Genomic DNA, 13,952 nt, shown 5'->3' with positions numbered 1-13,952 from the left:
TTTTGTCCGTGAATTTTGAGAATGAATTCCAAGGCAAAAAAGTTATCGTTACTGGCGCTGGTGGCATAATTGGCGGATGGATTGCCAAAGCTTTTGCAAAGGAAGGCGCAATCCTCTGCCTTACTGATCAGGATCAGTCAAAGCTTGATGCACGCGTCGCGGAACTTCCCGGCGACGGCCATTTCAGCATCATCTCAGACCTTACCGATGCGGCTTCGATCACCAGCTTTGCAGACGCAGTTGCGGCACGCTGGGACGCACCGGATATTCTCGTCAACAATGCGGGCATATATCCGTCAGGGTTCCTGCTTGATATTTCGCTGGAAGACTGGGATCGCATCATGGGCGTCAATCTGCGCGCGCCATTTCTGCTGTCACAGCTTTTCGCAAAACAGATGGTTGAAACACAAACCGCCGGTTCCATCGTTAACATCTCGTCAGGTGCCGCACGCAAGATGCGGACTACAGCCGTTCCTTATTGCACCTCTAAAACCGCTCTCGACCGCCTCACAAAAGGTTTCGCTCTTGAGCTTGCTGAATATGGCATTCGCGTCAATGCCGTGGAACCAGGCTTTGCAGCCGGAAGCGATGTCAGCTCCTTATCCGATGAGCATGTGAAGACCGTCACTGCATCGATCCCGCTTGGACGCGCATCGTCCGCTCCTGATGTGGCGTCCGCTGTTCTTTATGTCACATCGTCGGCCGCCGCCTATGTCACCGGCGCTACATTGACGGTCGATGGCGGCAACTCCATCGGCTCCCTCGCCGTATTCCAGCAAAAGAAGAAGGCGCTATGACCGACAGGCTAAACATCAAATCACCTTGGCCCAGCTATCAATGGCCAGCCGGAAAACAATCTGCAACGCTTCTGTCAGTTGATGTGGATGCGCAGGTGCCGTTCATGTGGGCGCACCGCGACGGCCTTCCTGATCGACTTGCGACGCTGGAAATCCGTAACTTCGGACCACGCACAGGGCTTTATCGACTGATTGACCTTTTTGCTCGTTATAACGTCAAAGCGAGCTTCTACGTTCCTGGGCTAACCGCAGAAACCAATCCGGAAATCCTGCCTGCCCTCGTTGAAGCCGGGCACGAGGTTGGCCTGCATGGCTATTTTCATGAAATCGTTGCCGACGCATCAGATGCGGAATTCACCGGCGCGCTGGAAGCAAGCATAGAACTATTCGTCAAACAAACCGGCAAGAAGCCGGTCGGCTTTCGTTCGCCCGCATGGGAAATTACGCCGCATATGCTGCGTGAGATCAAGCGTGCGGGATTGGCTTATGACTCCTCGCTCTCCGGCTTTGACCATCCCTATGAGATCGATGGTGTTACGGAAATTCCGGTGCAGTGGGCAACCGATGACGCCATTTTCTTCAAGTTTGAAGGTGGCGGACGCGACAAGTGGCCGTTTCAATCCGGACAGGCAATATTGCAAGACTGGATTTCCGAATGGCGCACCCTGCACCGCTTTGGCGGATTGTTTACGCTGACCGTGCATGACTGGATTTCGGGTCGGGCGCAACGCATCGCTCTTCTGGAGGAACTGCTGGATAAGATCACCGGCCAGTCAGACGCGTGGGTTGCCACGGCGAAAGAGATAGCAGCGCACCATGCTTCGTCCGCCAATGCAGGGCGCTTTGCTGTCGGGGCGAAAATACCCGACGCTATCGGAAACCGCAGATTTGGACAGACGCATGGCTGAGAACTGGGAAATCCAGAAAAAGCAAATCCGCAGCGAAGGCGGCATGGTCACCTGCCAGAACTGGCTCGCCGCCGAAGCAGGTGCCGCCGTTTTACGCCGTGGCGGCAATGCCATGGATGCCGCAGTAACCACAGCACTTACCTTGAGTGTCGTTGAACCATGGCTTTCCGGTGTTGGTGGAGGCGGCTTTTTGCTGCGTGCGGATGGCAAAGACGGAAGTGTAGACGCGCTTGATTTCAACGTGGTGTCCGCGAGCCGTCTTGACCCCAACGATTATCCGGTAGCAGCCGGCAGTGACGGCGATTGGTTTAACTGGCCCAAAGTTGTCGGAGACCGGAACCTTATAGGTTACAGCTCCATATGTGTGCCGGGCGCCATCGCGGGCCTCGCATCTGCACTGGAACGCTTTGGTTCCATCAGCTTCGCCGATGCGCTGCAGCCAGCAATCGACCATGCCCGACGGGGATTGCAAATCGACTGGTTCACCACGCTTTGTCTGGCTATCGATAGCGAAGGCTTAAACCGCTTTCCTGCATCAAGTGCGCTCTTTCTCGATAATGGCCGTGCGCCTCGTGTGCCGGAAACAGGCTCGCCGCGCAGTATTCCTATGCCGAAAAAAGCTGCAATGCTGGAACGGCTGGCACAAGCAGGCGCACGCGATTTCTACGAAGGTCAAATCGCCCAAACTCTCATTACCGATTTACGTGCTGGTGGCAGTCGCATTGAAAGCGACGATCTGCGCGACTTTCAGCCGGAGTGGAAGAAGCCGCTGACGATTGATTATCGCAACTCCTCCGTCCACGCCATGCCGGGGCTTTCCGGAGGGCCTACGCTTGCACGCGTTCTTGAAGAGCTCAACAGGACACTACCGCAAGAAAATGCACTTTCGGGGAAAACTGCGCTCGCCTTTGCAAGAGCCATTCGGCGCGCATCTGAAGAACGGCTTAGAACGCTTGGCCACGGGAGCACTGGAGAAAGCTGCACTACCCATATCAGTGTTGTTGATCGTGATGGCAGCATGGTTTCACTCACCAACACGTTATTATCGCGCTTTGGTTCGAAGGTCGTCGCGCCGTCACTCGATCTTCTCATGAACAATGGCATGATGTGGTTCGACCCTCGTCCCGGCCAGCCAAACTCAATTGCAGCTGGCGTGAAGCCCCTTGCCAATATGTGCCCCATTATTGCCAGTAAAGATGGCATACCTCATTTGGCACTCGGCGCTGCAGGTGGGCGGCAGATTATGCCCGCTGTGGCACAGATATTGTCATATATCGATGTATTCGGCATTTCGCCGGAGGCAGCGCTGCACGCGCCACGGATAGATGCCAGCGGTGTAAAACTTCGCGTCAGCGAGCGTGCACAGGCGGATGTTGCCACACGGCTGAGCGAAGAATTTCCTGTCGAGATCATCGAAGACACACTCTATCCGGTGAACTTCTCCATCCCTTCTGTTGTCATGCGTGAAGACGGCCACAATATTGGTATGGCGCATCCTTACAGTCCTTGGGCAGCCGTGGGTACGGAGGCGGAATGACAAAACCTGTGCTCAAAGTTGATGAACTTGTCGTTCACATTGCAGATCAGCCGGTCGTGGATGGCGTCAGTTTTCAAGTCAACGAAGGAGAGATCCTGTCCGTTGTAGGCGAGTCCGGCTGCGGAAAATCCCTGACTGCGTTTTCCGTGATGGGCTTACTCCCCAAAGTGGCTAAAATTGCATCCGGCAGCATTCGGTTCGGCGAAAGTGATCTGGTCAGCATATCTGATAAAGCGCGGCGAGGCCTGCGTGGCAATGATCTTGCGATGATTTTTCAGGAACCCGTTGCTTCACTTAACCCGCTGATGAAAATTGGCAGGCAGATAGAGGAAAGCCTCGTCGTGCATCGCAACTTGAGCGGCAAAGCAGCCCGCCATGCTGCTATTGCCATGCTCGAAGAAGTGGGCATTCCGGAGCCGGAAATTCGTTTCGGGCAATATCCGTTCGAGCTGTCCGGCGGCATGTGCCAGCGTGCCATGATTGCTATGGCTTTGATCTGCCGCCCCCGTCTTCTAATCGCCGACGAGCCGACGACAGCGCTTGACGTTACCATTCAGGCGCAGATCCTTGACCTTATGAAAAAACTCCGCGATGAGACCGGAACGGCGATACTGCTCATCACCCACGATATGGGCGTTGTTGCGGACATGGCAGACCGTGTGGCAGTGATGTATGCGGGGCGCATCATCGAACAAGCTCCGGTCGAAGCGATCTTCGCACGACAAGAGCATCCTTATACGAAGCTTTTGCTTTCGACCATTCCGCGTCTCGATGGTGAACCTAAAACGCATTTGCGAACGATTGAAGGTATCGTACCCAATATCGGTTCATGGCCTGAAGGCTGTCGCTTTGCACCGCGTTGCCCCATTGCAGAAGATCAATGTCATGAGGTCGCTCCAAAGCTTTCAACACGAATTGATGTTGGTGCTGCTGCCTGCTGGCGTTCGCAACAAGTGGGAGCGCTGCTATGAGCGAGACACTGCTTTCGGTCGACAATCTTAAAGTTCATTATCCTATTCGTGGTGGCTTGCTAGGGCGCACCGTCAACTTCGTCAAAGCTGTCGATGGGGTCAGTCTCAATATCGCACGCGGGGAAAGCGTTGCACTTGTTGGTGAGTCAGGCTGTGGCAAGTCCACGCTCGGCACTGCAATCCTCGGCATGACGAAAGCGACATCGGGCAATATCAGTTTTGATGGAAAGCCGGTTGCTCATGGCTTGTCAGAAACAATCCGCGGACTTTCACGCGACATTCAGATCGTCTTTCAGGATCCGGCATCGGCACTGAACCCAAAGCTCACAATAGGCGAAAGCATTGCCGAACCGCTTGCAATCCATAATATCGGGACAGCGGCGGAGCAACGCGCTCGTGTCGCCGAGCTGCTCAAGCTGGTCGGGCTGCATCCGGAACATGCAATGAGAAAACCCGGCGCTTTTTCGGGCGGACAAAGGCAGCGCATCGTGATTGCCAGAGCGCTTGCGCTCAACCCAAAACTAATGATTTTGGATGAGCCTGTTTCAGCGCTTGATGTTTCCATCCGCTCGCAAATACTCAACCTGCTTCTCGATCTTCAGCGCCAATTTGGACTGTCCTATCTGTTCATCAGTCACGATCTTTCAGTTGTAAGGCATTTCGCGGATCGCGTAGCTGTCATGTATCTGGGGCGCATCGTTGAAACCGGCGAAACCTCCGATGTTTTTGATCGTCCAGAACATCCCTATACTGAAGCACTGATATCAGCCATTCCATTGCCTGACCCAATCGCCCAACGGCAACGCAAGCGTATTGTATTGCGCGGTGATCTGCCAAGTCCGGCCAACCCGCCAAAGGGCTGCGGCTTCTCGACAAGATGTCCTCTCGCTGTCGCAGAATGTCGTGAAGCCCCGCCATCGCTTGTCGAGCGAAACACCAACCGGCATCTTGCATGTTTTGTCCGCGCGGCATGAGAATGCGAAAACAGAAACACTAAGGGCTAAACGTCTCGAGACAATTGGGTGCAGCCACAATCGTCAGCTTCTCAGCGATAACATGCTTATCGCTCGTCTCGACCCAGCCTCTATGCACTCTCTTTCGCTTTTCGCTTTCGATAAGCGCGCGCACTTGCCTGATCCCCACAGGGAGACATGGCACACCAAACCCGATTACCTGCCCGTGATTTATCAACGAACATGACATGACAATGTGGCGACGCGCATTGCTTGATACGCGTGCGATATGGCCCGGTGAAAACGTCGATCGCATCACGCGCGATCAAGCCAAGAATTTCGTTCATTTCGGCTGCATCAGGCGGCTCGGTACTGCAGCCATCACAGGCGATACGCAAAACCGGCATACCTGAACGGGCATGAGCGTTGATCAAAGCAATATCCGATACCGATATCTCACCTTGATTGATGCGATTATCCGCCAGCCTGAATATTGCCTCTCGCAAAGACTTTGTCTTTGCAAGTTCCTCGTCCGTCACAGAACCGGCAAGCGGTGGTAACTCCGCTTCACAAAGCCATCTGTCCAGCAGTGAAGGCTCTGAAAAGCGGTCAATCCCCTTGGCCCTGTCTTTTGAAGCAGCGACGGTCGCAACAAGATTGAGCGCAACACTGTCCGAGCGGAACAGGAAGCGCCAGCTTCCCTTTTTCCGGCGTTCTTTCGGATGCGTGGATTTTGCGTCAATCATGTCCATCAGTTCGCTCTTTGCTTGACAGGCCCGTCCAGCTTTGAAAGCTGGACGATACTTATGAGATAAGTGCTGACAAAATCAACTGTTCGCCGAAGGCGTCGCCAACTCAAGATCAACGGCATATCTGCCAATTTCCTGTATTTTTACAGCCACAGGATCATGCAGCGTGTAGATGCGAGCATCACGCCAATAGCGATCCAGCCCTTGTTTCAAAGTCGCGGAACGCGCGCCAACGGCTTCAAAAATGCGCGATGTTACTGAGAGCGCTGCTGCGTCCGAAGCTACCTTGGCCTGTGATATGAGATCAGCAATCTCGCCACGGCGTTCCGGTGTCAGACGGTTCTCATCAATGTCTGCAACCAGTTCGCCAAACGCCTTGTTGGCGACAGTTGAAAGCGCAAAAGATGCGTTGGCTGTGGTGATAGAATTGCCAATTGTATCGGCGATATAGTCCGGCACTGATGTGTTCTGGCCGTTTTTGCGCAAGTGCAATTGCGACAATGCAGTATCAATTGCCCCTAACGCCGTTCCATTGAGAAAATTGACGAACATGATCTGAAAGGCCAGCGAGCCTATCGATTCATTGAGGGGACGCTTTGTTGAATCGGCTGCCGATGTGCTGAAAATCGCATCATCCGGTATAAATACATTTTCAAATACCAGACTGCCTGAAGCGGAGCGACGCGCACCAATGCCATCCCAGTCATCAGCATGGACAATGCCCGGTGTTGACGCATCAAGAACGAACGTCAAACGTTTCTCATGGCCATCGGGCGCGCGATAGCTTTCGCCGACGACCAAACGGTCAGCTGTTTGTGCAGCGGTTGCGAAGCTTTTCCTGCCATTGGCAATATATCCGCCATCAACCCGCTTAAGATCTGCGGCAGGACCACCTGGATTGTTGGCACCACCCCAAAGCGTCGGCGTCTGCAACGAATCTGCCACGGCTTTTGAGAAGACCGGCCCACACCCGGCAATCTCAATGCGCAGCAGATGCATGTAATTATAGCCGAGAAGTGCTGCACTCGATAAATCGATGCGTGAAATCTCTCGGATCGCAAAAAGCGCATGTTGCCAGCGCGCACCGATCGCTTCGCGGCGGCTTCTAGCATTACGAAACAACGCCAGACCATCATCAACCGTTAGTGCTGCCAGACCGGACTGCCGAAGAAGCGATGCTTCCTCAATGGGGGCGGAACCTTTACGGTCCCGCTCTACCACATGCGGCGCAAGCTCAGTTTTCACCTGCTCGACACGCGCCCGGATGTCCGCCTCGATTGGCGGATCAAACCATTGCGTATGCCGGAAGGATTGGGCATGTGCATTCATGGTTTCACATCCAAAACAGCTTTACCATGCAAACGCCGGTCAAGAAGGGCAGCTACAGCCTGGTCAAATTGGTTCCAGTCGCCGCGCCACTTAACTTCTGTCTTGAGCTTGCCCTCAACCAGCCATCGCAGCAGTGCAGTGAGATAAGAGCCCACCCGATACTCGGAAATCAGGAAGCCATGAATGTGACGCCCGACCGGACCAACCGTGCCGAGATGACCAAACACTGCGTCTTCGCCTGAAGCCCAGCCGAGGCTCTGCACATTGCCATGCCGGTTAAGAAGCTTGAAAGATTGAACGAGCTGCGCCCCGCCGACACTCTCGATCACCAGATCGATACCTTCCTTCACATCATCAAGGCTGGTCACGACAAGGTCCGCACCAAGTTCTGTCAGACCCGCTGCACTGGCTTTAGATCCCACAGAAGCGATGACGCGCGCACCACCCAGCCGTGCAAGCTGAATTGCAAAGCGGCCTACACCGCCAGAAGCACCGGTGATCAGAACTGTCTTGCCGAGAATAGGCCCACCAAGCTGCAAGGTCGCCAGCGCCGTGACAGCTGCCGTCGGCAGAGTTGCAGCTTCTGCCGGATCAACACCCTCCGGAATGACCGCGATATCCTCAACATGTGCAATGCGCTTTTCAGCCCAGGCTCCAAGTGGGGCGCGTGTGACAACTAATGTTCCAATGGGAGGCGCTTTGGTTTGTGGGCCAACGGCTACAATCACACCAGACGCATCCCATCCAAGAACCGTACCATCAGCCTCAAGACCGCGCGCACCACGCCGGGTTTCACCGAAATTCAGCGAGGTGTGTGTGACATCGATAAGCACTTCCCCGTAACCCGGCTCAGGGGTCGTTCGCGTGGCGAAACGCAGACCGCCGGAAGTTGCCTTATCTGTTTCGATAACTCGAATGGTCATGCGGTGATCCTTTCCAGACGCCCTGCAATCGAAGCGCCGCGGGTAACGACGTTATAAACAAAGCTGTTAAGCTCAACACGCTGGCGCAGGTCTTCCAGCTCAGCGTCAGAAGCGGGAGACTGGATTTTCGCGGTGTAGCGAAGTTCCAGATCGACTGGCTCGCTTGAGCCTGTTCCGATTTGTCCCGGCTTGCTCACAGCTTCGGCGACAACTTCCAGCGCATCGATCTCGATATCGAGCAGGGATGCCTGAATAAGAAAGCCATGATTGAGGCAACCAGCAACGGCGCCGATCAGCAATTCACCCGGGGCCGGACCAAGATCAAAGCCACCGCCAGCGGGCGATCCATCGGTGATAATCTGAAAATCACGAATGAAAAGACGACGGATACCGCTGCGTCCTTCGGCAACAACGCGGGCAGAAAGCTGGCCGGTGCCTGCTGGCTGTCCCTTTCGTGCGTCGTGCAGCTTTCTCTTGTGTCGGATATATTTCGTCAGACCACTGGTCATAGGTATTTCCTGTATTCGGTATGTTGGAAGAGACGCTTATTCAGCAGGTTTGATTTCGTATGGCAGCGTCCAGTCATCCCGGCGGATGTCCCATACGACTTTGTTGCTGTAGGCATAGGTTTGCGGCAGATCCCAAAGGAAGACGGCAAGCGCTTCGTCAGATGCCACTTCGGTCGCGCGTTTGACCGATGCAAGCTCGGCGTCCTTGGTGAGTGCGCCTTTTGCCTGCTTCACTGCTTCGTCAAAGGCGGCTGGGACGGGTCCAATTGTCTGAAAATGCGTGCTGCCGAGATAGGTCAGTGTTTCGGCTGCAATGCTTGCCGTATCCGCGTAACCAAACCACGTCAGGCCAGCGGCTTTGTCAGACGCCGCGCGCTCGGCATGGGACGAGGCAGGCAGAATATTGAGCTGCGCTCGGACACCAACCGCTGCCAGCTGGGCCGCGATAATCTGCGCTGCCTGCTCTCCACCGACATAGGTGCCTTTGCCAAACACCATCTCGACATCAAAGCCATCCGGATAGCCTGCTTCCGCAAGCAGCGCTTTGGCCTTCCCGGGATCATAAGGCCATGGCTTCAGGTCTGTGTTATAGCCCTCATGAAAGCTGGTGATGATCTGGCTGTTGGCGGGGCTTACCAATCCCTTGAACAGCGCCTTGGTAATAGCTTCCTTATCAATGGCGTAGTTCAAAGCCTGCCGCACACGCGCATCATCAAGCGGCTTGATATTGGTGTTGAAACGGATGATCTGTACGCGCGTACTTGGGCGCGCACCTGCCACCAGATTACCATTGCTTTCGAGCTGTGCGAGATCCTGCGGAGCGATAACCGCTGCGGCATCAATCTCGCCGGATTTCAGGCCGTTAATCTTGGCTGCAGCATCGACCACAACTCGGAACTGCGCCTTGGTGAAGGGTGCTGCCTTGCCGAAGTAATGTTCATTGGCTTCAAGGCGAACTTCGCCCTCTGGATTATAGCTCACCAGCTTATAGGGGCCGGTGCCAAGAGCCTCAATCGCTGGGTTGTGTGACTTGGCCCATTCAGGTTCCAGATAGAAAATGCCTGCCAGCCGTTTGGGAAACTCAATGTCGGGCGCTTTCAGCGTAAAGGCAACCTGATGCGGTGAAAGGACTTCAACCTTATCAACCGCCTTCATCGACGAGACGATCCAGCTTGGCTTTTCTGACGACAGGATGCGCTCGATGTTCCACTTAACGACTTGAGCATCAAATGGCACATTGTTGGAGAAAACTACGTCGTCGCGCAGATCGAACACCCAACGCGTATCCGACTCCTGTTTCCAGTCCTTGGCCAGAACACCCACCAGTTTGCCTTCACCATCAAGGCGCGTCAGTGGCGAATAGATTGAGGCGATGATGCTCAGATCGCCGCGCAAATTGCCCCCAACGGCTGGATCAAGGGTCTGCAAGGCATAAGGCAGCGCCACCACCAATTCATGGGTCTTGCCATAGTCCGCAGGTGCCTGCGCGTGGGTCGCCGATAGCGTTGCAGACATGAGAAGCAGGCTTGCTCCCATCAGTCTCAATGCGTGCAATGATCGTTTTACAATCATGTGTCTTTTTCCAGTTTTTGTGTTCAGATTCAGAACTTGGGAGCGACAAGCGGCTTTCTGCCGGGAATGGCCGCAAGCAACTGTCGAGTGTAAGGATGAGCAGGAGCCCCAAAGATGCGGCGGGTTTCGCCGCGTTCGACGATTTCACCGCCACGCATCACCACGACCTCGCGACAAAGCCGTGCAATGACCGATAAATCGTGAGAAATGAGCATTTGCGCAGTGCCATGCCGACGCTGCATGTCTTCCATCAAGGCAAGCACGCGCTCCCGCGATGTGGAGTCGAGTGCAGCAACTGGCTCATCGGCGATGAGAAGTTTGGGGCTGGGTGCAATCGCCCGCGCGAAACCTACGCGCTGGCGCTGTCCTCCCGATAAACGTCCCGGCAAGCGATGCCACAAAGCGGGATGGATACCGACTTCTTCAAGCAAGCCTTGCGCAATTCTCAAAGCTTCAGCTTTGCGAAGCCCCTTGGCAAGCAAGGGTTCCGCCACTGTGTTCACGATGCTTATGCGTGGATCGAGAGACGAATACGGGTCCTGAAACACATATTGTACGTGGTCTGAGCGTGTCCGCGGAGGTCGAACATTGCCATCAATCAGGATATGGCCGTCATCTGCGCGCTCCAGTCCAGCAATAATCCGCGCCAGCGTGGTTTTACCCGAACCACTCTCGCCGACAATCCCCAGTGTCGTTCCAGCCTTCACCAAAATATCGACACCACCAAGCGCGCGCGGGCCATTGCGGAATGTCTTTTGAAGAGCCTTCACTTCAACAAGTGGAGGTTGGGAAGCAGCATCATGAAGCACACCACTCGCGGTCGCAAAAACCAGCTCGCTTGCCTTCAGAAGTGATCGCGCAGCGCGGCTCTTGGGATTTGTAAAAAGATTGAGCGTAGCGCCGCTTTCAACGATCGCCCCGCCATCCATGACAGCAACACTATCCGCTCGATCCCGGATCACGCCCATGTCGTGGGTAATCAGCAGAACACCGAACCCATGACGTTTTTGCAGTCGGGCAATGAGATCAAGAATTTGCGCCTGCACCGTTACATCAAGTGCTGTCGTCGGCTCATCCGCGATAAGCAGTTTCGGCTGCCGCGCCAAAGCCATCGCAATGACAACGCGCTGCGCCAGCCCGCCCGAAAGTTCATGTGGCCAAGCGGTGAGCTTCTTCACCGGCTCGCTGATGCCTACCTCTTCCAAAAGGTGCAGGCAGATAGTCGCAGCCTTGGCCTTATCGCCGCGCATGGCAGGCGACAGGGCTTCAAACAGCTGAGCGCCAACGCTCAGCCGCGGATTAAGAGCCGTTGTCGGGTTTTGAAAAACCACACCAATCTGTGACGTTCTAAAGTCACGACCACGATCAGATATGCCAAGCGCGAGTGGTGCCCCATCGAGATAACTCTGTCCATCGGCATGAAGGCTCTGCGGCAGAAGCCCGGCAATAGCCATTGCCGTGAGGGTTTTACCGGAACCGGATTCACCAACAATCCCAAGCGTTTCGCCTTGTTTCAGCGTGAATGACACCGGACCTGCAAGTGCCGTTTCATTTGACCTGACAACCAGCCCTTCAACGGACAGAAGCGTGTTGATAATTGTCATGCTGGCTCTCCTGTTTCGCGCGCGGAAAGCCTGCTTGAAAGGGCATCACCCAAAAGCTGCACACCAAAGAGAAGGCTGAGCAGAGCGAGAGCTGGCATAAGCGACAGCCACCAGGCGGCGCCTAGCTGCGATTTTCCCTGGGCGATCATCAGACCCCAATCGGCAGTTGGCGGCTGAATACCCAAACCAATGAAGCTGAGACCGGCTTCTGTCATGATGATGAAGGCAGCGCTTATCGTTGACGTTGCAATCAGCAGCGGCAACAGGCCTGGCACGATATGGCGCAGAACGGACTTCCAAAGCGGAACGCCTGCAAGCCATGCAGCTTCCATATAGCCCTGATTGCGCGCATTCAGCGTATAGGAACGCGAGACACGAAAATGCAGAGGCCAGCTTTCGAGCGCCAGAATAAGGATTAGGTTCTCAAGCCTTGAACCAAACAATGCCAGTGCGAGAAGCGCCAAAACCAGACCAGGTATTGTTAACTGAATTTCAGCGATCCGGGCAATGATCTGGTCGATCAAACGGTTACTCAATCCTGCAACAATACCCAGCAGACTTCCGATCAAAGCGGAAAGAAGCGTTGCAATGGTTGCAACCAGCAGAACAGGCCGTGCGCCGTAAAACACCCGGCTTAAAATATCTCGACCAAGATCATCGGTGCCGAGCCAATGCCCGCTATTGAATGACGGCTCTTGCAGAAACGCCATCAGATCACTGGAATTGGGCTCATAGGGAGCGAGGAGCGGTGCAAAAATGGCAGCCACCACCCAGAGCAGGATGATCAGCAAGCCGATCTTGCCTCTCAAAGCCAACTTTGGCGTTGGAATTTCGCGCGGGATATCAAGGATTTCAGAAGTGGAAATTTCACTCATTTTGCCACCGCACTTCGCGGATCAACAATAGCGATGAAAAGATCAGCGAGCAGATTGCAAAGACTGACAGTCAGGGCGATCAAGACAATCGCCGCCAGAATGACTGGGTAATCTTTCATACCAACGGCGCTAACCAGAACCGTGCCAACACCCGGCCAGCCAAAGACTGTTTCTGTCAGAACAGCGCCGCCCAACAGGGTTCCCGTTTGCGTGCCCAAGAGTGCAATCACAGGAACGAGGGCATTGCTTGCGATGTGCCTGAAACGCACACGACCGAGCGAAATCTGTTTCGATAAAGCAGTGCGGACATGGTCTGCCCCCTGCTGCTGTTTAAGACTGGTGCGAAACAGCCGCGCTACGGGTGGAGCGATCAGCAGAGACAAAGTCATCGCGGGCAAAACGAGATGACGCAGACTGCCACTGCCTCCCGTCGGCAGCCAGCCAAGCGTCAACGAGAAGAATAGAACCGCAAGAATGCCGGTCACAAAAACAGGCGTGGACTGCACAACGGTTAAAAGTGCCAGCGGGCCTTCACGGAGAAACCGGTTCGATGAGGTGGCCGATAGATAGCCAGCTATCAGCCCTAATGCTGAACCGATCAGAAGCGCTGTCAAAACCAGCACTAGCGTCAGTGGTATGGCAGGCGCCAGAACATCAACCGCAGGGATGTCAAAACGCAGGGATTTCGGAAACTCGCCACGCAGACTGTTAAACAAAAACTGCCCATACTGCTCAATCACAGGGCGATCAAACCCATAGCTGGCATTCAGCGCTGCAATTTCTTCTTTCGTCGCCTGTCCGCCCGCGAGCAAAGTAGCCGGGCTGCCGGTTGCAAAAATCAGGAAGAACACCAGAGACACTGAACCGAGAACAGAAATTACCGTCGCACCGAGCCTTTGCAGGATAAAAGATGGGCGAATATCGCGCCGCCGACGCGGCAGCTTGCGCAAGACAATCCGCTGAGTCTGCCCGCTATGAGCGCCCTCTTCGGCCTGCAGCCAGAACTCCTGTTCACGCGATGTGATGTTCATAACGAGCTTTCGATAATTAATTCTAGTGAATTTATAGATTATCAATCGTCAGCTATTAAGAACCTGACGTTTCGTTTGAAACGCCAACGCCGAAACAATTTCCCAAACATGCGTCAGCTCTTAGGTTGAAAACATCAGCATCTTAGATGCTGATGAAACCAGTACTGCAAACGATCCAAATTTTGGGGAAAGTA

General features: G+C 54.5%; 13 protein-coding genes. 5 read left to right on the top strand and 8 right to left on the bottom strand.

All coding sequences use genetic code 11. The annotated features are described in order from the left end of the window. Positions 1–8 precede the first annotated feature (8 nt). From ABWV94_RS20845 to ABWV94_RS20825, 5 genes are read left to right on the top strand one after another with little or no spacing between them, the layout of a single operon-like run. Positions 9–797, top strand: coding sequence for an SDR family NAD(P)-dependent oxidoreductase (locus tag ABWV94_RS20845; protein WP_353415223.1), 789 nt, complete (start codon positions 9–11; stop codon positions 795–797). Beyond that, positions 794–1,705 carry a polysaccharide deacetylase family protein gene (locus ABWV94_RS20840; RefSeq protein ID WP_353415222.1) on the top strand — a complete coding sequence of 304 codons (912 nt, stop codon included), beginning with the start codon at positions 794–796 and terminating at the stop codon, positions 1,703–1,705. Before ABWV94_RS20845 ends, ABWV94_RS20840 begins: the two co-directional genes overlap by 4 nt. Then, positions 1,698–3,242: a gamma-glutamyltransferase family protein gene (locus ABWV94_RS20835; protein ID WP_353415221.1), complete on the top strand. Its 1,545-nt coding sequence runs from the start codon at positions 1,698–1,700 to the stop codon at positions 3,240–3,242. The genes ABWV94_RS20840 and ABWV94_RS20835 overlap by 8 nt, the downstream gene beginning before the upstream one ends. After that, on the top strand, positions 3,239–4,213 hold the full coding sequence (locus ABWV94_RS20830; RefSeq protein WP_113159048.1) for an ABC transporter ATP-binding protein: 975 nt from the start codon (positions 3,239–3,241) through the stop codon (positions 4,211–4,213). Before ABWV94_RS20835 ends, ABWV94_RS20830 begins: the two co-directional genes overlap by 4 nt. After that, positions 4,210–5,187 carry an ABC transporter ATP-binding protein gene (locus tag ABWV94_RS20825; protein WP_007880166.1) on the top strand — a complete coding sequence of 326 codons (978 nt, stop codon included), beginning with the start codon at positions 4,210–4,212 and terminating at the stop codon, positions 5,185–5,187. Before ABWV94_RS20830 ends, ABWV94_RS20825 begins: the two co-directional genes overlap by 4 nt. A gap of 110 nt (positions 5,188–5,297) precedes the next feature. On the opposite strand, the gene ABWV94_RS20820 is transcribed toward ABWV94_RS20825, so the two are convergent. The 8 genes from ABWV94_RS20820 to ABWV94_RS20785 form a co-directional block, all read right to left on the bottom strand. Beyond that, positions 5,298–5,918, bottom strand: a complete 621-nt coding sequence (locus ABWV94_RS20820) for a CGNR zinc finger domain-containing protein (RefSeq protein ID WP_353415220.1) — start codon at positions 5,916–5,918, stop codon at positions 5,298–5,300. Between the two features lie 75 nt (positions 5,919–5,993). Beyond that, complete coding sequence (locus ABWV94_RS20815; RefSeq protein WP_113497402.1) at positions 5,994–7,244, bottom strand: acyl-CoA dehydrogenase family protein; 1,251 nt, start codon at positions 7,242–7,244, stop codon at positions 5,994–5,996. After that, positions 7,241–8,167: a zinc-binding dehydrogenase gene (locus ABWV94_RS20810; RefSeq protein ID WP_113497400.1), complete on the bottom strand. Its 927-nt coding sequence runs from the start codon at positions 8,165–8,167 to the stop codon at positions 7,241–7,243. Before ABWV94_RS20810 ends, ABWV94_RS20815 begins: the two co-directional genes overlap by 4 nt. Continuing rightward, positions 8,164–8,676 (bottom strand): OsmC family protein, encoded by a 513-nt coding sequence (locus ABWV94_RS20805; protein ID WP_100557910.1) that lies wholly within the window; start codon positions 8,674–8,676, stop codon positions 8,164–8,166. The genes ABWV94_RS20810 and ABWV94_RS20805 overlap by 4 nt, the downstream gene beginning before the upstream one ends. 36 nt (positions 8,677–8,712) lie before the next feature. After that, positions 8,713–10,248 (bottom strand): ABC transporter substrate-binding protein, encoded by a 1,536-nt coding sequence (locus ABWV94_RS20800; RefSeq protein WP_113497397.1) that lies wholly within the window; start codon positions 10,246–10,248, stop codon positions 8,713–8,715. Between the two features lie 29 nt (positions 10,249–10,277). Then, positions 10,278–11,852 carry an ATP-binding cassette domain-containing protein gene (locus tag ABWV94_RS20795; protein ID WP_353415219.1) on the bottom strand — a complete coding sequence of 525 codons (1,575 nt, stop codon included), beginning with the start codon at positions 11,850–11,852 and terminating at the stop codon, positions 10,278–10,280. Beyond that, on the bottom strand, positions 11,849–12,727 hold the full coding sequence (locus tag ABWV94_RS20790; RefSeq protein WP_112806511.1) for an ABC transporter permease: 879 nt from the start codon (positions 12,725–12,727) through the stop codon (positions 11,849–11,851). The genes ABWV94_RS20795 and ABWV94_RS20790 overlap by 4 nt, the downstream gene beginning before the upstream one ends. Continuing rightward, entirely contained in the window at positions 12,724–13,758 is a 1,035-nt protein-coding gene (locus tag ABWV94_RS20785; RefSeq protein WP_353415218.1) for an ABC transporter permease, read from the bottom strand. The genes ABWV94_RS20790 and ABWV94_RS20785 overlap by 4 nt, the downstream gene beginning before the upstream one ends. Positions 13,759–13,952 lie beyond the last annotated feature (194 nt).

The organism is Brucella sp. NBRC 12953, from assembly GCF_040369775.1.
Classification (GTDB): Bacteria; Pseudomonadota; Alphaproteobacteria; order Rhizobiales; family Rhizobiaceae; genus Brucella; species Brucella pseudogrignonensis.
Note: the sequence above shows the minus strand (reverse complement) of the source record. Positions and strands in the feature narration are given on the sequence as shown.